Consider the following 23,069-nt stretch of genomic DNA (forward strand, 5'->3'; position numbering starts at 1 on the left):
TCTCCGGTCCTCGATCACTCAATAGCCTGTTTGTCCTAACTCTTTTCTAACTCGTTGTTTTCCCCAATCTAACTCTTCGACTCATTCCTCTTGCTAATAGTCAAGCGAACCTTCGTCACCACAATCAACACCACTGTAATCAATAAGGCTTGTACCATCGGGAATCGCAATACTTGCATCACAGTAATAACGAAACAACCGATCGCGAGAAACAGATAGACCAATAGATTTTTGCGAAGTGATAATCTCGTCGCAAAGGTAGACTGATAAATAATAGCAGTCAAGACGAAGATAATCACATAGAGTGCGGGGAAATGTAAGGTATTAATCCATTCAAACACAGGTATTCCTCCTAGCCCAGTAATTCATTTCGAACGTAAACCATCTCGTCAGCATATTCGCTTTCATCATCGGCGGGGGTTTCTAGCACAATCGGTAGATGGTCAAACGCACCTGTACGTAGGAAAGCGCTCAATGCCTCAGCACCGATTTCACCTTTTCCAATTTTTTCGTGACGATCTTTTCTGCTGTTGTAAGGTGCTTTACTGTCATTAAAATGGATTGCGACGAGAGCGTCAAGATATCCTGACTCTTTCATCTCTTCGACTAGCGCATCCACTGTTTCTTTTTCCCAAGTACCTGCCGCAAATGCATGACAAGTATCAAAGCAAAAACCAATTTTATCAGGTGTATCTGTCGCAATGCGAATCGCTACTAAATCACGAATCTCAAGACCTAATTCACTACCTTGACCAGCTGTATTTTCTAATAATAGTTTAACAGGACCCTCATACTCGCGAAGAATTTCGTTTAAAGTCTCAACCATTCTCGCTGTCCCATACTCCACTCCCTCACCGACATGTTTCCCACAGTGAACGACAGCTCCAAGAGCTCCATATGCCTCAGCAATAGCAAGGTCCTCTCGGATCGAGCGAATCGTAACTTCATGTAGGTCTTCCTTGGGTGTAGACAAATTCGTTATATAGGGGGTGTGAGCAATTACGGCAATTCCTTGCTCAGCGCAGTATTCGCGACCTTTTCTTGCATCTGCTTCATCTAATTTCTTCGGGCGTAATCCACGTGGGTTCTTCGTAAAGACTTGAAAAGATTGTGCACCTAGTACATGTGCTTTTTGAGCTGCTTTTTCAAATCCCTTTGCAACACTTATATGGCAACCAATTTTCATGACTTTGTCCTCCTCGTTACAAAAAAAAGCGCCAATAATGAGGCGCCTTAACCTTTGAACATCATACCATTTTCACTACTTTTCCCGCAAGGCGGACTGAACTTGCTCTCTTACACCTTGAGCCACGGATGGATCATTGGTAATAAGGGCATCGACTCCCCATTCAAATAGCATCTTCTGGTAAATAGGCTCATCCACCGTAAAAGGGCGAATCGCAATTCCTGCTTCATGACTGCGCCTGACAATCTCCTCGTCTACAGTAGGGAAAAACGGGTGAATAGCAGAAGCACCTAATTGAATCGCATAATCCCAAGGGTCCATTAGATTGCATTCATACAATACTCCCAAAGGGAGGTGGGGGCGTATCGAATGCAAATGATGTAAGCTAAAGTGATTAAAGGAGGAGAGAATGACTCGTTTTTGAAAACCGAAACAATCTATCTCTTTCAATACCTTCTCTTCCAATTTCGGATATCGAATTATATTGTTTTTTAGCTCAATATTTAGCCATAACGATGTAGGTTCTAATAATTCTAGTACTTCTGCTAAAGTAGGAACACGCTCTTGAGCAAAATAGGGAGAAAACCAAGAACCAGCACTACACGCGCGAATCTCTCCTAGTGTAAGATCTTTAATCCACCCTGTACCATTTGTTGTACGATCGATAGTCTCATCATGTATGACCACGATCTCACCATCTCTTGTAAGATGAACGTCCAACTCAATCCCATCAGCATCAACCTGAATCGCTTCTTGGAAAGCGGCCATTGTATTTTCGGGAGCAATCTTTGAAAAACCCCGATGAGCATAAATCTCTGACTTCTTCACAACGTCCCCTCCCATCGATTCTCTATAATCCCATTTGCAATGCTAGATGGATCAGTGTTCTCGTCCCTGCCCCTGTAGCTCCCTTACGGTAGATCCCAGAGTCTTTTTGAGAGAAGGCAGGACCGGCAATATCGAGATGAACCCAAGGCGTATCCTCTACAAAATGCTGTAGGAATACTCCTCCTTGAATAGCTCCAGCAGCGCGCCCTCCTTCATTTTTGACGTCTGCAATATCACTATGCAAGTAATGATCATATTCTTCCTCTAATGGAAATTTCCAGACTGGTTCACCCGCAAGCCCTGCAGCTACGAACACATCTTGTAATAACGTATCATCATTTCCCAACATTAGTGCTTTCTCGCGACCTAAACAAACCAGTGCTGCTCCTGTCAATGTTGCAATATCAACTAACTTAGTCGCGCCAAGTTGTCTTGCGTAAGCGAGGCCATCTGCTAGAATTAATCTGCCCTCCGCATCCGTATGAGTCACTTCAATCGTCTTTCCACTCATCGCCCTAAGCACATCACCTGGGCGATAAGCGTGAGAGCCTGTCATATTTTCACACGATACAATGACTGCGACCACATTGCAATGCGGCTTTAACGTGCCAATCGCATCCATAGCTGCTAATACCGCGGCTGCCCCACTCATATCCGACTTCATCTGATCCATACCTTCATGCGGTTTTATTTGAAGACCGCCGCTGTCAAAAGTAACACCTTTGCCAACAAGTCCAAGTACCTCCTTGTCATCCGGTGCTCCTTGATACCGTAACATAATGAGTTTAGGCGGCTGAGCACTTCCTTTGGCCACCGCAAGAAATGCATGTGCATTCAATTCTTCCAAACGATCTTTATCTACTATATCAATCTCTAAGCCACAACGCTTGGCTACCTCGTCTGCATAGTTAGCCAATACCGTTGGTGTCAAATAGTTCGCAGGCTCATGACACCAAGTACTTGCCTTCTTACTAGCTTCTGCAAAGACTCTTCCTCGCTCCATCCCTGCCTCAATCGATGTCTTGCTTAGCGTTTGCTCGGAGAATACAACTTTCTTAATCGATGTATTACGGCTTGTTTGTTTGTAGTTAGGCAGTTCATAGCAACCTAACTCCACACCTTCTACTACTGCTTGTACTAAATCTGCAGAACCGAAATGTTTCTCTAAAAACTCTGGCACGCTAATAGCAAGCTCCTTTACTCCACTTTGTTGTGCCTTTCGCGCACCAATTGCTACACATTGCCGAAACCTCTGAGGACTCCACTTCTTCTCGTTGCCCAATCCTACTAAAACGATCTTCTGTGCTGCAATTTCGCCTCGGGTATGTAATAACATACATTCCTCAAAGCGACCTGTAATCTCCTCAGAATCCATCAGTTGGGAAAGGTAATGATTTAATCGTAAATCAATTAACTTCCCTTCCTTTGATAAATGAAGAGTGTCGGTGACGAATAAGATAACAGCATCTACTGCTACTTGACTTAGGGCTTTCGAAGTACGATTCCATTCCATACACATCCCCACTCTCTCCACAAAAAAATAACGTGCACCTATATAGGCTACACGTTATTTTTCGACATCAACTACCCGAACCCTTTTATTGAAATATTCAATAAGATATCTTGTCTATAAAGCTTCTAACATAATCATCTCTCGGCGTAATTCTACTAGGCGTTTTTTACTCTCTTGCATCTTCTGCGAGCAATTTTCCTTCATGGCTTCATGGAGAAGAGCCAATTCATAGTCAAGTTCTAGGCGTAAAACAGGTATGCGCTCCTCTGGCCCCTGGCACTTAAACGCTTTTAATACCTCTTCCATCATTACCTGCACCCCTTTTGTAGGCGATTTATTTATTCATTTCACCAGATGTTGGAAAAGTTGAGCTTGATTTCAGGATGCCCGCATATCTCTGAGAATAAACATCTTCACAACACGATTCAATATCAGATAATTATCTACATCAGTAGCATAGTTTGCATGTTTTATGTGAAAAAGACACAGCATATGCAATAGAAAATTCATTAAATCCCACTATTTTTTTCACAATTACAACTAATACAACTTTCATGTATCTAAACATAATCCGGTAAAATCATTGGTACGATCTTTAATTCAGGTTACAATAAAGAGAAAATCAAGTAGACTAAGGTGATTTCATGACAACCAAAATACAAATACCGGTATTCACCGAATCAGATTTCTCTGTATTTCAGATCCCTGGATTAGAAAATCGCATGGAAGCATTACAAAAAACGATTCGTCCTAAGTTTGAGGCGTTTGGTCAAATCATGGCACAGAATCTCACAGCTCAATTGGGCGATGAAGTGTTTGTCCACATAGCAAAACATGCTCGTAGAACGGTAAATCCGCCTGATGAAACGTGGGTGGCATGGGCTACTAACAAACGTGGTTATAAAGCACACCCTCACTTTCAACTAGGCTTGTGCGGGACACATCTGTTTGCATGGTTTGCGTTAATTTATGAATGTGATAAAAAACAGCCTTTTGCCCGTAAGTTACAGGACCATCTACAAATCTGGAAACAGATTCCGAAGAGTTTCTATGTTAGCGAGGATCATACGAAGCAGGATATCATTCCGGTACAAGAGATTACTAATGTTCGGATTGTGGAGATCTTAGATCGTCTGTCCAAGGTAAAAAAGGCCGAGTTTTTATGCGGGTTAGTGATTCCAGCTGAGGAAGTAGCCACGTTATCGGGTGAACAGCTTTTGGGGAGATTAGAGGAGACTTTTGAGAAGTTAATTCCGTTGTATCGCTTTGCTTGTCAGGCTTAGGGATAGATTAAGTAGGGATTTTAGATGGCGATGGCTCGAGACGATGTCATTTGTTGGTGTAAAAAAGAGGTTTATCTACTTTCCATTACAGTGGCAAAGATAGATAAACCTCTTTGATACGTCTCTCCCATCGTCAAAATACTTCCTTCTATTACGAAACCATTTTTGTTATACTAAATCGTCACGCACATTATAATAGAAAAGTAGGTGGCGTATACGGTGAATCAGCAACAAACTCCTTTGTTTACACATTTGAAAGCGCATGCAAAGCGGAATCCGGTTCAGTTTCATATTCCGGGCCATAAAAAAGGACAGGGCATGGATCCGGAGTTTCGGGAGTTTATTGGGGATAATGCTCTGTCGATCGATCTCATTAACATCGCCCCTCTTGATGATCTACATCATCCCAAAGGGGTGATTAAAGAGGCTCAAGCTTTGGCTGCCGAAGCATTTGGTGCAGATTATACATTTTTCTCTGTACAAGGGACAAGTGGGGCCATTATGACGATGGTGATGTCAGCCTGTCATCCAGGGGATAAGATTATCGTCCCGAGAAATGTACACAAGTCTGTACTCTCTGCTATTATTTTTGCTGGAGCACATCCCATTTTTGTTTACCCAGAGATGGACAAAAAAATCGGGATAGCTCATGGCATTACCATTGAACAGGTGGAAAAAACGATTGAGAAACATCCAGATGCAAAAGCAGTATTGGTTATCAATCCAACTTATTTTGGATTTGCAAGCAATTTAAAAGAATTAGTCGAGCGAGTACATGCCCATGGAATTCCAGTATTGGTGGATGAAGCACATGGAGTTTTAACTAATTTCCATGAACGTCTACCGATTTCTGCTATGGAAGCAGGGGCCGATCTAGCCGCCACTTCTGTACATAAATTAGGCGGTTCTTTAACACAAAGCTCCATCTTAAATCTAAAGAGCCATATGATTTCGCCTGAACGTGTTCAATCTATTATCAGTATGCTAACAACCACTTCTACTTCTTATATTTTGCTAGCATCACTTGATACAGCGCGCCGTTATCTCGCTACAAATGGACGTACAATCGTAGAAAATACCCTTCGACTCGCTGACACGGCACGTAAACGAATCAACGAAATTCCTGGACTCTCTTGTTTGACCCGTGAGTGCTTAGTTTCAGGAAATGATGCCCTATTCGATATGGATGAGACCAAATTAATCATTCATTTAGAAAATTTAACGATTAATGGGCACGATGCAGAAGTTTGGCTACGAGAAAACTATAATATCGAAGTGGAACTAAGCGATCTCTATAATCTACTATGTCTCGTTACCTCTGGAGATAGCGATGAAACCATTCAAATCTTGACTCAAGCACTTGAGGACTTATCCAATCATTTCTATTCCGAAAATATGTGCACGAAGAAGGAGATCCATCTTCCCGAAATTCCAGATCTCGTCCTGTCACCACGAAACGCCTTTTACTGTGAAACCATTACCATCCCTTTCATTGAATCGGCTGGTCAAATCATGGCAGAGTTTATCATGGTATACCCACCTGGCATCCCGATCTTAATGCCTGGAGAGCGAATTACCGAACAAAATATCTCATATATTCGCGAACACATCGATGCAGGCCTTCCCGTTCAAGGCACTGAAGATCCTACTATCGAACTAGTAAGAGTCATCAAAAAGCTAGAGGAAGACTAGCGTTATTAAAGATAGAAAAAGAGGTGGCCCTTATGAAGTGAACCCAAAAAGTTAGACACGAAGATTTAAGCAACCTGTAGGGTATGTGTTCGGTATTGAACCGGACTCATGCCCTTTAGTTTTATCTTCAAGCGTTTATGGTTGTAATAGTGAATATAATCCTCTAGTTCCTGTTTGAAATGATCCATACTCTCAAATTCGTGGAGATAAAGCAATTCACTTTTGAGCAAACCAAAGAAGTTTTCCATGACGGCATTATCTAGGCAATTTCCCTTGTAGGACATGCTCTGTGTAATACCGCGCTGCTTCAACGCGTATCGGTATTGGCTCATCTGGTAATGCCATCCCTGATCGGAGTGGAGGAGAGGAGCTTCGCACTCCCCTAGCTGATCGAAGGCTTTGTCCAGCATTTTTGAAACAAGAGAATAAACTGGGCGTTTTTCTAGTTGATAAGCAACAATTTCACCGTTGTATAGATCAAGGATAGGAGACAAGTAGAGCTTTTCACCATATAGGTGAAATTCAGTTATATCCGTAACCCACTTCTGATTGGGTTTAGTCGCTTGGAAATTACGTGCTAAGATATTAGAAGCAATCTTTCCAGCATTACCACGATAAGAACGATATTTCTTCATACGTACAAGGCATTTCAGCCCCAACTCATTCATGAGACGGCGAACTGTTTTGTGGTTCAAGGTGTAACCTTGATTTCGTAATTCCCATGTGATTCGACGATAGCCATAACGACCTTTATGTTCGTGAAAAATCGAAGCGTTTTTCCTTTTACATTACTGTATTTTTCTGGTTGATCCATCTGTTTAAGCCAGTAATAATAGGTGCTACGAGCAATGCCAGCGATTTTTAATAGAGCCTTTACAGGGTAGGTATGCCTTAATTCATAGATTACTTGGGCTTTGTCTTGTTGGCTGACTTTTCCCTTTCGTGAATTAAGGCATTCAACTTTTTTAGATAGGCATTCTCCATTTGTAGTCGCTTATTCTCTGCTCGTAATACTTCTTCTGTGCTCAGTTCCAGCTTCTTCTGTGGCTTCTTTTCCAAGGATGAACGCCCCTTTTTCTTTGGTTGGAGAGCGTCCAATCCCTGTTCCCTAAATAAATTCTGCCACTGATATATCGTACTAGGTGTAGGGATATTAAAGACTGCTGCCGTCTTTGTAAAGGACGCTCCTGTGTCGCTCATAAAGTTAAGTACGTCCATTTTAAACTCCGCTGAATAATTTGTATATCCCTTTTGGAAAGCGTTAATTCCGTGTTCTTGATACTTTGCTACCCATTCTTGCAATGGAGTAATACTTACCTGATATTTCTCCGCAATGTCTCTATAGGACTCGACTCCGTCGAGATAGGCTCGTACAGCTTCTAATTTAGTTTCTACTGAATACTTAGCCATAGAAAAAACACCTCCAACTGTTGGGTTTTAATTTCGTGTCCAACAATTGGGGTGCAGTTCATTATCGGTCAACCTCTTTTTCTATCTCTTTTTTACATTTTTCTATGAATCTAGCACTCACTATTACGTGACCACTTATTATTAATCAAACCGACTATATCCCCTTCACCTGAATCACAATCGTCCGGACATGCCCCATATAGAATACCTGATTTCTCACCCTCCACAAACGCAATAACCCGATCACAACGCTGACAAACGATCATCTCCATCTCGCTGCCCCCCACCTATTTTATGATTCCAGATTCATTTAATATATACTTATACTATATTATGACATACTAATTACGTCAATAAAGGACATGAAATTCCGCTATTTCAACATGAATGTAAGAAAAAAACATAAAAAACGCCCCCCACGGGGCAAATAAGGGGCACCTAAATAGGTTATACTAAATCATCATCAAAAAAATCAGGTTCCTCTGCGTCAGGTTGATAATACGCAATCATTCTATTTTCAAATGATGAACAAACCTCCGTAAATAAAGTTATATCCTCATCATGAATTTGGCTTAATGGGTTTGATTCGACTACAAAGATGCCATATATGTTCTGCCCCAAGTAGAGCGGGATGCAGATGAGAATGCGATTCAAATTTCGCTCTCGATATAACCCCCCGCGAACCGCCGTAATACTTAAGGGGCCCTCTCCAAACTTTTGAACGCGAGGTAAACCAATAGATCCCGATTCATGACGACGGATGAACTCGGGATATTCTGTTAGATAGACAGCAATTCCCTGATAATCTTCTACTCTACTTTGAATGTGATGACACACTTTCTGAAACATAAGCGGAAGATCTTTACGATGCTTATCAATCAAATCTCCTACTTCTAATCGTATTTCATCTAATAAATCAGCCTTATCCACGTATGATCCCCCTTCATTTCTCTTCCTATATTCTATACGAATCATTTGGAAAATTCGAATTCAACATGCTACTATGAAGTAGATACACGCTGGCAAACGTGAGAGGAGCAGAACTCGTGAAAAAAAGTACATATATACGTTTAGTAAATGGATCTACTCAACCCGATATTTCCCTTGATGAGGTGCACTCCCTGCTTGATCTGTATGTTGCTCGGATGAAAAAAACAGGCGAACAACTGGATTGGGATTATGCTTCGGCTGCTTTTCCTTACGAGCCTACCGTTCGAGAAGAAAATGGAATCTCGTATCTAACCCTTATCTCCACTGATCCAGAGCTCTACCATGGCTTTTGGCTAGGAGTGGGAAAAGAGGATGATAACACACCTTTTATTCAAATTGTCCTTCCAAGTTCCGCTACCCACGGTGATGTCGGGAAGGCCAATGAATATGCTAAGTTTTTAGCTAAAGAATTAAAGGGTCAACTATCTTTATTCAATCAGAGTGTACTTCATAACGAATTAAAAAAATAATCACGTAAATGAATCAATCTCCTAGCCGTTAAAGGCTGGAGATTGATTCATTTACTTTATCTAATCTAACGATATTGTCCAAACATCCGGAACAAGATTTTATACTTTTCTTCAAGGGTCGGGTACTGTTTCCAAAACCATTCTCCATATAAGAAAAGATCTAAGTGAAGGTGAACTCCTTCATTATTTCCTTTAGCACCATCACTGGTACCTGAATTCCCTACATTACCGATATAGTCTCCTGCCTTAATCTTCTCTCCCACGCGAAGCTTGGGTTCGGTTCGAGAAAGATGGATATAACGAGCTAGCAAACCATTCGAGTGCTGAATCCATACTGTTCTACCACGTACACGATCCAATAGATCCTGAGGGGTTTGCCCATTATTATGGGTGGCCTGTGCTAATATTTTTTCACGCTCTGGAGTAGTCATCTCTTTATAGTCGTGATCAACACGAACAATGGTCCCTTCAGCAAGTGAGTATACAGGTGTATTCTTCGTAACCGGTACGCCAATCGTAGGTGTATAGAAGTCAACTCCTTCATGAATCCCATTGCGGTATGTTCGGGCTGCTCCCGGGATCGATGAATCACTTTTTTTCATCTTCGATCCTTTGATCGGAGTCTGAACAAATGAGAGGTACTCAGCCATCTCATCTGCACTCATCTTTAAGATCTTCTCTTTATTTTGGGCATATGATTTCGTATCACTTGAATCAGACGAGGGCTGGAATACTCCTTCTAAAAACGATTCTGGGAGCCAGAAATCTTTTTCCTCCCAACGCATATTTCCACCGGTAAGTGAATGATAAATTCCATTTCGCATATAGACTGGAACATTGCGCACCAACTGATAGTTATCTTGGTTTACTGTCAATTCAACAATACCGTCTACTTCCCTACTCTTCGCTTGAATCAACTTTGATTGAACGAGATTCGTTAATGGGTAGTAACTAATTCCACTTATCTTTTTTGATGGTAGACTTTTCATCTGTTGTACGGCAGGAATCAATGTTCCCTCGCTTTTCTTTGACGAATTTCCCGAATCCGCTGTCTTAGCTGTAGATTTAGTAGTAGTTTGCTTGGATGTTAACCAAGCATAGTTATTGGGCGGGAGTAGTACAAGTAGAATCGTCAATAAAACTGCTGCTATATAAATAGATGGCCTTTTCATCAATATCTCCTTTTTTATATACATAAGTTAAAGAAACGAACAAGCGTGTGGAGATCTATCCTACACGCTTGTTTTGTAGATAAAAATAAAGTAACACTGCATCGATTAATATCCAAATTACGGTAACACAATATCATTCACTATCATAGCATAGCGAACAAATCTGCTCTAGTGTCCAATATGTAACATATCACGATCAAAATACCTCACTCCACTGCTGAATAAACGCTTCTAAGACCGCTTCAGTTTGCTGATAATGATCTAAGTCTACATGTTCCGACAACATGGATTCCAGCTCTTGGTAGTATTCAGTGCTCTGCTTACTTGCGAGCGCTTGTAGGCGTTGAAACTCTCTCTGCCAAGCTTGCTGAAAATGAGACCTACACTTCTCTTCCATCGCGGTTATCTCTGGAATCACGATTTCCGCTAAACGCTGTTTCATCGATTCCCTCATTTGAAACCGCTCTTTCTTTTCAAAGAAGGCTTTGGCATTGCGGTAATAGGACAATTGCTTCCCAAAGTCAGATACACTTATATTCTCCATAACTCCTATTAATTCAGGCATAGCAAAAGAAGCAGGAACCTCTGTACTCCACTGAAAGCCGGCAGGATAAGTCAACACTATCTCACCTATGTCACGAATTTGTTGCTCCAGACGAATACGCATCCAGTTCTCAATACGAAGGGTAGTAGCACGATATTCTTGTAGCAAATCATGTTGCAAGAACTGGATCAGCTCTAGTAAACATGCATGCAGTTGTCCCTTGATATCTCCTAAGTCTTCGCGCAAAGAACCTGGATGAAAAATTGCCTGGAATTCGTCTTGAAAACGCAATAACCAACGCTTCTGGACATAGTAAAAGAGTTCATGGATCTCCTGCTGCAAGGCTTGTTGGTCGGTTCCAGTCTCATAATTAGTGATGAACTCCTGAACCTGTATTCGTTCTTTCTCTAATTCGATCTGGCGGCTTTGCTTTTCTTTAATCCCGATTTGAGTGGTTTGGATGATCTGTTTGGTCATTTGAAGTGCTCTTTTTACATCTTGAAAAATGTTGTACAGAGAAAGGTTCATCAAATCATGATGAACAAACTGCACGAATGCTTGTTCAAATGGTGCAAATCCAGAATCCTTTAGAAATGCGTGTGCTGGTACTGAGGATTGCTCGCTAGACTTTTCCGATAATCCCCATAAGCTTGAAATAGCAAACATCCTAGGCTCACGAATCCCAAAGGTTAATAGCTGACGCTGTAAATACGTTTGAACTTCTGTCAATTCCTCTTTCGACCTTGCTAAATCAGCGGCATTGGTGATAAAAAACATCTTATCCATTGCAAAGGAATCCTTGACTCGTCCCAGTTGAATTAAGAACTCCCGATCCGCTTTGGAAAAGGCATGGTTATAATACGTAACAAATAAAATCACATCGGCACTCCGGATATAATTAAACGCAACTCCTGTATGTCGTGAGTGAACCGAATCTGCCCCAGGCGTATCAACCAATGTGATCCCTTGTCTTGTAAGTGGACAGTCATAATAGAGATTTGCATACTCGATGAAACAAGATTTCTTTTCATTGGCCACGTACTCTTCCATCTGCTGTAACGAAATTTGAATCTCACTTCCCTGATGGAGTGTAAACCACTCGATTCCCTCTTGAAGCGCTTGTAAAAAAGGAATCACTGTTTTCTGACTCGGAGTCATATTCTTCATTTCTAGTAGCAAAGGAATCTTCTGTATCGCTTGGTCAAGATGTAGTGCCTCTTTATGAAATAAACGATAGATTGCCGCTAGCTCTGCAAGTAGCATTTCAGCCGATTTTACTTTTAGTAACACCTGACCATGTACATTTCGATCGTCAGGAGGACAGATTTGATTTATTGTTGCTGTCATGGGCCTCGGGGAAACAGGAAGAATTTTAGCTCCAATCAAAGCATTGGCAAAAGAAGACTTACCTGCACTAAATGCACCAAATAAAGCAACGGTAAACTGTTTCTTTTCAGCCCGTCTACGCTTACTATGGATTTCAGCTAAAACCGTCCGTACTCCGCGAATCTCTTGCAAAGACTCCTCTATTTCGTTTACACACTGCAAAAACAATCCGTTTCGTTCACTGCTGTTTGTAAACGAAAACAATTTCGAAAGGGTAGTATGTACTTCTCCATGCTCTTCATCCGCTATAGGCTTTACTTCTTTGACAATGGTAGGTACGTCTTCTTTCATTACCTTTTGCCATACAGAGTCTGCTGACGAAGATATTGGCGCTCCTTTTTTCCGATCTTCTATCCATGAAAAATCAAGAGCCTCTCCCAAATGAGGCTTTAACCACAGTTCTTCAAGTAGCGTGCGCTCTCTAGTAAGCTCTAGATCCATTTGATCCAGAACATCCTTAGCCTTCTTGACTCGTTGCAAAAAACTCGCTTCTTCGTTTATTTGATCCTGTTCGGTTTTGATTTCTTGCTTTAATCTGGGAATCATCAATTCATTCTGCCAACGAAGAGCCAAGTTTCGCATCAGTCGCTTCACTTGATTCGCTACGTCTTCTGTATAAATCAATACGGTATTTCCGGTTAAGCCAGTCCCTACCTTGTATACATCCTCCAATAACGACTGATTCCACTCAAGCTTCTCTGTCATAATTTGTTGACCTATCTGCTCATGAAATACGCCCTGTTGCTTGCAAAACTGGATGATATAATTACGTATATGTAACTCTAACTGTGTATGCACCGTCTCCTGTAACTTCGTAAAAAATGTCTCCGCTCGACGCTGCTTCTCTTGCTCCGTCTTGCCAGCAGAAAATAAGAAACCTACCTTAAAGTTTTCTTGTAGAGATTCCAGATAATCCCTACCTAACTCACGTACATCGGAAGGCATAAGATATGCGTTTTTACAAATCTCATCTATCCCTTTGACAAAAGATAATTCCACCTCTTCTAATCGACGTGACAACCTAGCTTGCCTGTCGCGATACTGTTGAATCTTTGCCTCTATCTCGTCATCCGAAACTCCACTATCTTCGATGATCCCCCTCCACGAGCTACGTTCCTCCTGTCTATCATCTACCAATTGTCCCAAATACTGCTCCATCAAATACTTTGCCTCTGTCTCTACTACTTGCAGCCCTAGCTCTGCGCGATGCTCAATCCATTTACCTAAATCCGATTTTAAAGAATCTAGCTCATTATATTCATGGTTCAAGTCACGCAAGGAAGTATAGTAGATTCCTTCTACTTGAAGATCCCAGTTTTCAAACGTCTGCTGTACACTTTGTTGATAGTTTTCAAATGATAGCTCCTGATCGCGATGTTTATCAATCTGATTAATCACGATATAAATCTTCTTATTACGCTCTGCCAGTCCTTTTAGAAATTGTAAATTCCCTTCAGATTGTACATGGTTGTAATCCATCATAAACAAAATGAAATCCGCCATATGTAAAGTTGATTCTGTCGCAATCCGATGGGCATCATCCGTAGAATCCACTCCTGGTGTATCTAGAAGGGAGACCCCTTTTGGCAAAGAAATCGACTCCTTCGAAATCTCTACCGCCACGATATCTTCACCATTTTTACATAACTCTCGTAAGTCTTCATCCATATAAGAGCCAGCAAACGTATACCTTTCACCACTCGTTAAGACAAGTGTTACTTGATTTGCTCCATTTCGGATCTCAACTACGTTAGCACTGGTTGGGATCGGACTGGTTGGTAAAATCTGCTCTCCAAATAATTCATTCATCATGGAAGACTTTCCAGCAGAAAAATGTCCACAAAAAGCGATGCTAAATTCTTGATAGAACCACTTATGCATCAAGTCTTGTAACTTACTTGCATAATCAATTTGACCCTTCTCACTCATTCTTCGAGACACGTATTCTAGTTGGTATAATATGCTCTCATGTTGTTTTTTCATCATCAATTTCCAAACTCCTAGCAAGCGATTCTTTTCTCTCTATCTTAAAACAACTCACGTTTTAGGCCAATAAAAAAAGAGGGAAGATCCCCTCATTCAAGTATGTATGATTTCAAATAATTGCATACCTATTATACCCTATGACATTTTCTCACGTTGTAACAAAAATAAAATCGTATCAAGCTTCTCTTCCATTTGACGTAGTCGTGTATAAATTGATTTTTGGGATTGTGTTTCCAAATGGATGCCGTCATTGGCAACTGCTAGCGGGATATCTTCTACTAGCGTGCTCCGAATTTCGACATAACGTATCTCTTCTACTACTTCTACCAACGCATCTGTAATCAAATGGAAATATCGATTCCTTAACCACTCTGCCGCAAATGCACTCGATGTTTCCAAAACAAAGGTGTTCTCTTCGACAGTGGGATGAATGCTACAAAACCATGCTTGATAACTGGGCTGACTCACTTTTTCTTTAATGATCGTAAGAGCCTCGGCCCATATCACTCGAGCATCTAGCGAGGTTTGTAAATCTGTCATAGATATAACTGTCTGATTCATATTCATCCACCTTTCACATCTCCCAATAGCAGTTTACCACTTTTGGTAAATAATTGAACAGCAGTAATTTGGTATAATGTGAAAAAATTTGCCGAAAGGAAAAAATACATAGGAAAAATCCTTGTAATCACTGGGTTTCCTTTGACAAATTTCCCGAAATAAAATGTTATACTTCGCTATCACACCTATTTTTCAGAATACACAGACCACCTATAAATCTTCTGTACATCCTAAAATTTTCCTATTCATCTATCATCCATAAGTTTTCCGGTTTCATCCTGCACTCCTAGGGGTAAAGCCCAGATAACTACTTTCCTGTACATAGATTAAGTAGGGACAAGCTCCATCAATTGTAAGGGGGAATCAATTCATGCGTGAACGATTTGCAGATCAAGAAGCGATTCATTATGTACGAAATCTAGTATCACACAATAAATTGGATCATCAGTTGCCATTACTTGGAGAAGGCCTGAGCGGCAAAGTATACAGTCTCGAAGATTATGCGATCAAGGTCTACAAAGACGACTACAGTGAAAAAGACGACTCGTATATGTTACATCATCTTCAAGATCACTCTGCCTTTCCAACACTCCACCATCACGAAGACAAATTTATGATTGTGGATCGCATTCAAGGTAACACCTTGGCAGATAGTATCAAAGCTGGCGAGAAGTTATCAGAGAATCAATTTGCGCAAATTGAAGACATCGTAACAGATCTATACGATCACGGGATCGTTGCCCAAGACCTTCATCTCAATAATATGATGATAGATCACGACAGCAACATTAAAGTAATTGACGTGGGTCGATTCTTCCACACCGATTATCCTGAACTGTATCAAGATATTCTAGAAGATCACTTGAATCTCACTCAATATCACATGGGCTTCTTCTCTTCTATTAAAGACAAATTAAAAAAGAAAAAGTACTATGGCTCTTCTTCCCATCGTCGTTACCGTAAGCATTCGTCCTCTGACTACCGCCGTCATCGTCATCACAGCTCCTCATCCTCACATCGGAAACGCCATTATTATGGGTCCTCCTCTTCCCATCATCGCAGACATAAACGCAAAGGCTTCTTTAGCTTCTAACGTGAAACAGCCCCCCAGAGTCAGGTAGCCTTGGGAGGCTGTTTTTTATAAATCATATTTTTTTATCTTCTTCAATAAGGCGGTATGGCTCATTCGTAATTGTCTGGCAGCTTGGCGAATGCTACTATGCTGTTCCAATGTACTTTTAATAATTCTTCTCTCCGTCTGCTCCACATGAGGCTTTAATCCAACCATCTCAATCATTTCACTTGGGTGCAATCCCTTTCGACTAGGTGATATCAAAACTCGATGAATTTCATCCTCGTGATCCGGGCACAGATAGACACTACGTTCCATTACATTTTGTAACTCTCTTACATTCCCTGGCCAGTCGTGCAGATATAGCTGTTGGCGGGCGTACTCTGATAAATGCAATACCGGTCGTCTCACCCATTCGCATGTTTTTTTCAAAAAGTAATTCGCCAGTAATAGGATTTCACATTCCCTCTCTCTCAGTGGGGGAATCTCAATCGGAATCACATGCAATCGGTAATACAAATCCTCACGGAACTTTCCCTGCTTCACCCATTCCCCTAACTTTCGATTCGTTGCCGTAATCAAGCGAAATTGTAACGGGATGACTTTATTACTCCCAATTCTTCTAATCGATTTTTCTTCTAATACCCTCAGTAGTTTCGATTGCAAGTGAAGAGGAATCTCCCCCACCTCATCTAAAAACAAGGTACCGTTACGAGCTGTTTCAAATAATCCCTTCTTCCCCTCTTTAGAGGCGCCTGTAAAAGAGCCTGCTTCATAACCAAATAACTCACTTTCAAGCAATTGCTCTGGAATCGCCGCACAGTTGATCGGGATAAAGGGACCGTTTGCTCTTAAGCTTTCGTAGTGAATTGCCCTAGCAAACAGCTCCTTTCCTGTCCCACTCTCTCCAGATAAGAAGATCGTCACATCGCTTTTAGCTACACATCTGGCTGTCTGAATACAATTTTTCATTCCTTTGCTCTCATGGATAATCTCTTCAAAATGCGTCATCTCCGAGCGTTGCACAGATTGAATCCACTCATTTACTTGTTGCAGATCACGAAACACCACAACCCAACCTTGGGAATCATCATATTTTTCTGACATACAGATCGGATAAAAGTCTGCAACGACTCGAATTACTTGATTTCCTTTCATATATATGGTCAAAGGAGAGGTTTCTTTTTTCATCAATCTCTCACAGTCTGCCTTCTTCATCCCCCATAAAGTAGGTAATTCCATTCCTTTGTATCCTTGTTCATCTATTTGTAGGAGAGTCTCCGCGGCTCGATTCATCGTGTTCACTCGCAGATACGAATCGACGAGGATCACTCCATTACTAATCGTAGCAAGTGTTGTCTTCAGTTCATTTGCATGTAATTCAGAGGGTAAGAAAGGAATTACATGTACCTTTCTTACTCCCGATGTCTGAGTAATATGACGACACAGTTGATCCTGTAAGGTAGCAGGAAGCGAATTGGTCTTTAGATAGATAAAATGAGGTCTCACTTCCATCTTGACAATGTCTAATTGAAATGATAGAAATGATTCCATGACATCATGGGTAATCCCCAACCGATTTTCGGTCTCAATCTGAAAAGTCATCATCTGCATAGGAGATCATCCTTTGAGTCGAATTTTATAACTATTGTAACAAAATTTGACTCTATTTCGCATGACCTTCTATCTTTCCATCGCTTGACAAAGATCTCCGATAATATCTTCTACCTCTTCTATTCCTACCGAAAGCCGAACAAGTCCATCGCTAATTCCCATCTTCCATCTCTCTTCTTGCGGTACACCCGAATGAGTCATCGATGCCGGATGCTGAATCAACGTATCTACATCACCCAAGCTAACCGCTAAGCGACATAAATTCAATCGATTTAGCATGTGAACAGCCGCTTCATAACCACCTGTTAATTCAAAAGCGATTACACCGCCGAATCCCTTCATTTGCTTCTTAGCTAGTTGATATTGTGGAAAGCTTGGTAAGCCGGGGTAGAATACGCGACTGACAAATGGATGAGACTCTAGAAATTCTGCCACCAACTGCGCATTACAATTATGTTGTTCCATTCGAAGCGCCAGCGTTTTTAGCCCTCGGAGCAATAAAAAAGCATCCATAGGAGCGAGAATGCCCCCCAAATCTTTTTGTGTCGTCATCTGGATTTGTTTCATCATATCACGGGAGCCCGCAATCACACCTGCCACTACATCCCCATGACCCCCAATATATTTCGTTGCACTATGGATGACAATATCACATCCATATTCAATAGGGCGCTGTAGATATGGGGACAGAAAGGTATTATCCACTGCTGTATAGATCCCCTTTTCCTTGGCAACTTTTGATACCATTGCTAAGTCGATTAACTCCATAGTTGGGTTGGCTGGGGTCTCTAGGTAGATTAACGTCGTATTAGGGCGAATTGCCTTACGAACCTCTTCCTCATCCCTCATCTCGATCAAGGAGACCTCGACTTGATAGCGTTCTTCCATCAACTTTAATAAACCAAATGTACATCCATACAGACTACGCGAGCAGAGAATGTGATCTCCAGTCCTCACTATTCCCATCAGAGAAGCTGATATCGCCGCCATACCAGAACCAAATGCTAATGCTGAATCGGCTCCTTCTAATAAAGCAATCTTCTGCTCCAATAACTGTACCGTTGGATTTGCTAAACGAGTATAAACATATCCCTCTTCGAATCCAGAAAAACGATTGGCACCCTGCTCCACACTTTCAAAGACAAACGTAGATGTCTGGTAAATAGGAGGTACCAATGAACCTATCCCCCCTGCTACTTTTGTCCCATCACCATGAATCGCTTGTGTAGCAAATCCCCACTCTTTTGGCACCATTTCCGTTAACAGCTCACTCATTATGATTCCCCTTTCGTGGTTGATCCTTTTCAACATAGAATGATGCAAGAATCATGCCAAAGGGAAACGCACGGATCATCACGAATATAGGTAACTATAATGGTTTGATTCATTTCCAATGGTAAGAAAAGATACCACATCAAAAAATTGAACATAAGATGGTGAAGATCATGACACAGTTTTTTCTAGGATTAGGCTCTTTTATTGCTGTGATTTATCTCATAGCAATCTGGTTTCAACACCAGAAAATCCATCACATTTTAAAAGCACTACCCATTCTCTGTTGGAGCCTTGTAGTTGGGATAACGCTCCCTGATGGAGAACCTCTTGGCTACTATCTATTAGCTGGACTTCTATTTTCAGCTCTAGGTGACTTATTTTTACTTAATCATGACAAACATTTCCTAAAAGGATTAGTTAGCTTTTTTATTGCACATGTGGTGTATGTAGTAGGGTTCACCTCTATCTCAACGAGTGAGACCTCCTTTTTATGTCTGGGAATTTTGCTATTGATCGCACTTCTTTATATGGGTTTTCTTCGTCGAATAATCATGGAGGAGTACTCATCAGTTTCATTTTTTCTATCTGTTTGTGCATATATCCTTATGATTACAGCGATGGTTTATACGGCTTGGCTTACATCTCAGTATTGGCTCATAGTAGGTTCTCTGCTCTTTTATATATCAGACTTTACACTCAGTTGGAATAAGTTTGTCCGTCCGTTTAAGAAAGCAGACGTAGTAATTATGGTTACTTATTATGGAGCTCAAGTTAGTTTGGTTGTTGGGTATCTCTGCTTCTAATAGATTAGGAGGTAGACGCATGATTCAATCACATGGCGGTACACTTGTCTCAAGAGAACTATCTAGTGAGGAAAGGAAACAGTGGCTCCAAAAAAAGGGAGAGTATCCTGTCATAAAGATCTCAGAACGTACGTTCTCAGATCTTTATTGCATTGCCACAGGCGTGTTTTCACCCCTAACTGGATTTCTTACCGAAGCTGACTATGATAGTGTTCTTACGGATATGCGTTTAAGCAGTGGACTTGTATGGTCAATTCCGATTACCTTATCCATCCCGCCGGAGCAAAAAAATGAGATCTCTTCTTCTGAATATGCCTTTCTCCAGCGAAAAGATAAAACCATAGTGGGAGTAGTCGAGATAGAGAGCATCTATCAAGTAGATCAACAGAAGGAAGCACAATCGATCTATCGTACAACGGATCCCAATCATCCTGGAGTTTGTAGTTTATTGCAGCAAAGCTCTCTCTACTTAGGCGGTTCGATCTGGCTATGGGAACGCCCTCAGCTCGATCCTTTTACAAACTATCATCTCACTCCTTCCTATACACGAGGCTATTTTCAAGAGAAGCAGTGGAACACAATCGTAGGGTTCCAGACTCGTAATCCGGTTCACCGTGCCCATGAGTATATTCAAAAAGTGGCCCTTGAAACGGTGGATGCTCTATTTCTCCACCCACTGGTTGGAGAAACAAAAGCAGACGACATACCCGCAGAAGTACGGATGAAAAGTTACGAGACGATTCTCAAGCACTATTATCCTACAGAGCGTGTGCTTCTTGGTGTCTTCCCTGCCTCTATGCGCTATGCAGGTCCACGAGAAGCGATATTCCATGCAATAGCAAGAAAAAACTATGGCTGTACACACTTTATCGTTGGACGTGATCATGCTGGGGTGGGAAGCTATTACGGAACATATGATGCACAACATATTTTCAAAGAGATCTCATCTGATGACCTCGAAATCAAACTCTTATTTTTTGAACATAGCTTCTACTGTCGACGTTGCTTGGGGATGGCTTCATATAAAACATGTCCTCACTCTGATGAAGATCATGTGATCTTATCTGGTACCAAGGTACGTCAGATGCTAAATACAGGTGAGGTCCCACCGCCAGAGTTTTCCCGTCCCGAGGTAATTCGTGTTTTAATGGATGGATTAGCGAATCAATAACCGCTTTTGTTTGTCTGAAGGACATGTATCTGCCTCTACTCACAAATTAGTCAGATACATGTCCCTTAATCCACCCCTAAAAAAGAACAGCCCTAACACAAACTGTTTGGGCTGTTCCATAAGTCGTTTTACATAACCAGCAATCTCACTGTTTCATCCTTGGATCAAATATATCACGTAAACCATCACCTAATAAGTTAAACCCAAGTACCGTCAACGCGACAGCAACTCCTGGAAAGATCATCGTCCATGGGGCCAGTTGGATATATTGGCGGGCGTCTGCTAGCATCGTCCCCCACTCAGGCTCTGGAGGTTGTGCTCCTAGTCCGAGGAAGCCAAGTGCCGCTGCCTCGATAACGGCCGTGGCAAAACCAAGCGTTCCTTGCACCATAATCGGTGTCCAACAGTTAGGGAGAATATGAAAAAATAAAATACGACGATTCTTCATCCCCATTGCCCGAGCGGCTAGAATATAATCCTCTGATTTTACACTAAGCACTCTCGAACGCATGAGCCGACCAAACGTTGGAATATTAATAATCGCAATTGCTAAAAGGGCATTGCTCAAACTTCGTCCCAACATGGCTACAATGGCAATCGCGAGGAGAATGCTTGGGAAAGCAAGGAGAATATCAAAAAAACGTGAAATGATCGTATCTCTCCATCCTCCATAAAATCCGGCAACCAACCCGAGGAGGCTCCCCACCATAATCGATCCCGAGATAGCAAAAAGTCCCACCCATAGAGAGATTCGTGTTCCATAAATCACACGGGTAAATATATCACGCCCCATTTCATCCGTTCCAAACCAATGTTCCACAGAAGGCGCTTGTAGGAGTGCCTGACTTCGAGCTGTATATTCGTAAGAAGTAATAAACGGAGCGAGAAGGGCAATAAGTAAAAAAGATAGTACGATGACACTTCCAATCACCGCAGAACGGTGTCGCAAGAAAGCTCGCACGAAATCACGAAAGGGTGACTCCGCGATTTCCTTATCTGGAGCAATCGGAGGCTCAGGCTTCGTAAATGGTACTGGATGCGTATGTGTGCTCAACGTCTAGTCCCCCTTCCCATATTGGATCCGCGGATCAACCCATGCGTATAACAGATCAACAATTAAATTAATCAAAACGAATATCGTAGCCAAAATTAAAATTCCCGATTGAATAACCGGATAGTTCCGTGCATTAATCGCATCGAAAATATAACGACCTACACCAGGCCAACTAAAGATAGTCTCTGTGAGTACAGCCCCACCTAATAGAAGTCCTAACTGTAGACCAACAACGGTTAACACAGGGATAAAAGCATTCTTCAGGGTATGCTTATAAATAACCCAAAACTCACCTAACCCTTTTGCACGAGCCGTTCGGATATAATCGGAACGCATCACCTCGAGCATACTCGAACGGGTCATCCTCGCAATAATCGCCATGGGAATCGTCCCTAGCGCTACAGCAGGCAGTATTAAATGTAAGAGAACATCCTGAAAAGCATACCAATTCCCCTGAATCATGGCATCAATGGTATAAAAGTTCGTGATTGTATTAAATTCCATTCGTGGATCAAGTCGTCCATTAGAAGGGAATAAACCAAGCTCCTGAGCAAAAAACCATTGTTCCATTAAACCCAGCCAAAAAATAGGCATCGATACGCCTATGAGGGCAATTAGCATAGCCGTATAATCAAACCACGAATTTTGTTTCCATGCAGAGAGGATTCCGAGATTTACGCCAAAGAAAACAGCAATCAGCATGGCAACCACTGCTAACTCCGTTGTCGCCGCCAAAAATGGTTTTATCTCCTTGGCAATCTCTTGTTTGGTTATGAGGGAAGTTCCCAAATCCCCTTGTAAGATGTCTTTTACATAAGTGAAATATTGAATATATCCTGGCTTATCAAGTCCTAGGTTTTCGCGAATCTCTTGTATCTGAGCTGGTGTCGCTTTATCACCCACGATCGTTCGTGCAGGATCACCTGGAATCGCATGAACCACTGCAAATGTAATAATCGACATTCCGATCAACACGGGGATGAGCATAATAATTCGCCGGATTATATAGGAAATCATGAGTGGTTCCCCTCTCTTTTCCGTATAAAAAGTGACATTGCA

The 23,069-nt window shown here is 41.6% G+C and carries 20 protein-coding genes and 1 pseudogene; 6 read left to right on the forward strand and 15 right to left on the reverse strand.

Translation table 11 applies throughout. From position 1 onward, the window contains the following. Positions 1 to 68: 68 nt before the first annotated feature. From BT147_RS05230 to BT147_RS05250, 5 genes are all read right to left on the reverse strand, one after another. Positions 69 to 341, reverse strand: coding sequence for a YlaH-like family protein (locus tag BT147_RS05230; RefSeq protein ID WP_072331820.1), 273 nt, complete (start codon positions 339 to 341; stop codon positions 69 to 71). Positions 342 to 352: 11 nt separating this feature from the next. Continuing rightward, on the reverse strand, positions 353 to 1,186 hold the full coding sequence (locus BT147_RS05235) for a deoxyribonuclease IV (protein ID WP_072331823.1): 834 nt from the start codon (positions 1,184 to 1,186) through the stop codon (positions 353 to 355). A gap of 75 nt (positions 1,187 to 1,261) precedes the next feature. After that, complete coding sequence (locus BT147_RS05240; RefSeq protein ID WP_286119103.1) at positions 1,262 to 2,014, reverse strand: glycerophosphodiester phosphodiesterase; 753 nt, start codon at positions 2,012 to 2,014, stop codon at positions 1,262 to 1,264. Positions 2,015 to 2,036: 22 nt separating this feature from the next. Then, positions 2,037 to 3,527, reverse strand: coding sequence for a leucyl aminopeptidase (locus BT147_RS05245; protein WP_072332005.1), 1,491 nt, complete (start codon positions 3,525 to 3,527; stop codon positions 2,037 to 2,039). Between the two features lie 114 nt (positions 3,528 to 3,641). Continuing rightward, a complete protein-coding gene (locus BT147_RS05250) occupies positions 3,642 to 3,836 on the reverse strand; it encodes a YkzI domain-containing protein (RefSeq protein WP_286119104.1) in 195 nt (64 codons plus the stop codon). Between the two features lie 335 nt (positions 3,837 to 4,171). On the opposite strand from BT147_RS05250, the gene BT147_RS05255 reads away from it, so the two are divergent. Then, a complete protein-coding gene (locus BT147_RS05255; RefSeq protein ID WP_072331829.1) occupies positions 4,172 to 4,810 on the forward strand; it encodes a YktB family protein in 639 nt (212 codons plus the stop codon). A gap of 219 nt (positions 4,811 to 5,029) precedes the next feature. Beyond that, positions 5,030 to 6,502, forward strand: a complete 1,473-nt coding sequence (locus tag BT147_RS05260) for an aminotransferase class I/II-fold pyridoxal phosphate-dependent enzyme (protein ID WP_072331831.1) — start codon at positions 5,030 to 5,032, stop codon at positions 6,500 to 6,502. A gap of 65 nt (positions 6,503 to 6,567) precedes the next feature. On the opposite strand, the pseudogene BT147_RS15015 reads toward BT147_RS05260, so the two are convergent. The 3 genes and pseudogenes from BT147_RS15015 to BT147_RS05280 form a co-directional block, all read right to left on the reverse strand. Next, positions 6,568 to 7,912 (reverse strand): annotated as a pseudogene (locus tag BT147_RS15015) (IS3 family transposase). 110 nt (positions 7,913 to 8,022) lie between these two features. Continuing rightward, a complete protein-coding gene (locus BT147_RS16035; RefSeq protein ID WP_143187923.1) occupies positions 8,023 to 8,184 on the reverse strand; it encodes a GapA-binding peptide SR1P in 162 nt (53 codons plus the stop codon). Between the two features lie 175 nt (positions 8,185 to 8,359). Further along, positions 8,360 to 8,842 (reverse strand): hypothetical protein, encoded by a 483-nt coding sequence (locus BT147_RS05280; protein ID WP_072331837.1) that lies wholly within the window; start codon positions 8,840 to 8,842, stop codon positions 8,360 to 8,362. 116 nt (positions 8,843 to 8,958) lie between these two features. Here BT147_RS05280 and BT147_RS05285 point away from each other — a divergent pair, with 116 nt between their 5' ends. Continuing rightward, positions 8,959 to 9,372, forward strand: a complete 414-nt coding sequence (locus tag BT147_RS05285) for a DUF1885 family protein (RefSeq protein WP_072331840.1) — start codon at positions 8,959 to 8,961, stop codon at positions 9,370 to 9,372. 65 nt (positions 9,373 to 9,437) lie between these two features. On the opposite strand, the gene BT147_RS05290 is transcribed toward BT147_RS05285, so the two are convergent. The 3 genes from BT147_RS05290 to BT147_RS05300 form a co-directional block, all read right to left on the reverse strand. After that, a complete protein-coding gene (locus BT147_RS05290; protein WP_072331843.1) occupies positions 9,438 to 10,544 on the reverse strand; it encodes a M23 family metallopeptidase in 1,107 nt (368 codons plus the stop codon). 196 nt (positions 10,545 to 10,740) lie between these two features. Continuing rightward, the gene (locus tag BT147_RS05295) at positions 10,741 to 14,460 is read right to left on the reverse strand and encodes a dynamin family protein (RefSeq protein WP_083426394.1); all 3,720 of its coding nucleotides are present in this window, start codon (positions 14,458 to 14,460) and stop codon (positions 10,741 to 10,743) included. A 135-nt stretch (positions 14,461 to 14,595) separates the two neighbouring features. Then, the gene (locus tag BT147_RS05300; RefSeq protein ID WP_072331846.1) at positions 14,596 to 15,021 is read right to left on the reverse strand and encodes a DnaA N-terminal domain-containing protein; all 426 of its coding nucleotides are present in this window, start codon (positions 15,019 to 15,021) and stop codon (positions 14,596 to 14,598) included. A gap of 370 nt (positions 15,022 to 15,391) precedes the next feature. On the opposite strand from BT147_RS05300, the gene BT147_RS05305 reads away from it, so the two are divergent. Beyond that, a complete protein-coding gene (locus tag BT147_RS05305; RefSeq protein ID WP_072331849.1) occupies positions 15,392 to 16,114 on the forward strand; it encodes a serine/threonine-protein kinase in 723 nt (240 codons plus the stop codon). A 45-nt stretch (positions 16,115 to 16,159) separates the two neighbouring features. Here the strand turns inward: BT147_RS05305 and BT147_RS05310 are convergent, their stop codons facing one another. After that, positions 16,160 to 17,707 (reverse strand): sigma 54-interacting transcriptional regulator, encoded by a 1,548-nt coding sequence (locus tag BT147_RS05310; RefSeq protein ID WP_072331851.1) that lies wholly within the window; start codon positions 17,705 to 17,707, stop codon positions 16,160 to 16,162. Positions 17,708 to 17,776: 69 nt separating this feature from the next. Then, positions 17,777 to 18,982, reverse strand: coding sequence for a methionine gamma-lyase (gene megL, locus BT147_RS05315; RefSeq protein WP_353640705.1), 1,206 nt, complete (start codon positions 18,980 to 18,982; stop codon positions 17,777 to 17,779). 170 nt (positions 18,983 to 19,152) lie between these two features. Here megL and BT147_RS05320 point away from each other — a divergent pair, with 170 nt between their 5' ends. Both BT147_RS05320 and sat read left to right on the forward strand, forming a co-directional pair. Next, positions 19,153 to 19,785 carry a lysoplasmalogenase gene (locus tag BT147_RS05320; RefSeq protein ID WP_072331854.1) on the forward strand — a complete coding sequence of 211 codons (633 nt, stop codon included), beginning with the start codon at positions 19,153 to 19,155 and terminating at the stop codon, positions 19,783 to 19,785. Positions 19,786 to 19,804: 19 nt separating this feature from the next. Beyond that, complete coding sequence (gene sat, locus BT147_RS05325; RefSeq protein WP_072331856.1) at positions 19,805 to 20,956, forward strand: sulfate adenylyltransferase; 1,152 nt, start codon at positions 19,805 to 19,807, stop codon at positions 20,954 to 20,956. A gap of 145 nt (positions 20,957 to 21,101) precedes the next feature. On the opposite strand, the gene BT147_RS05330 is transcribed toward sat, so the two are convergent. Both BT147_RS05330 and BT147_RS05335 read right to left on the reverse strand, forming a co-directional pair. Further along, complete coding sequence (locus tag BT147_RS05330) at positions 21,102 to 22,010, reverse strand: ABC transporter permease (protein WP_072331859.1); 909 nt, start codon at positions 22,008 to 22,010, stop codon at positions 21,102 to 21,104. A 3-nt stretch (positions 22,011 to 22,013) separates the two neighbouring features. Further along, entirely contained in the window at positions 22,014 to 23,027 is a 1,014-nt protein-coding gene (locus tag BT147_RS05335) for an ABC transporter permease (protein WP_072331862.1), read from the reverse strand. Between the last annotated feature and the right edge of the window lie 42 nt (positions 23,028 to 23,069).

Origin of the sequence: Thermoactinomyces sp. DSM 45891, assembly GCF_900119485.1 — a bacterium.
Taxonomy (GTDB): Bacteria; Bacillota; Bacilli; order Thermoactinomycetales; family Thermoactinomycetaceae; genus Baia.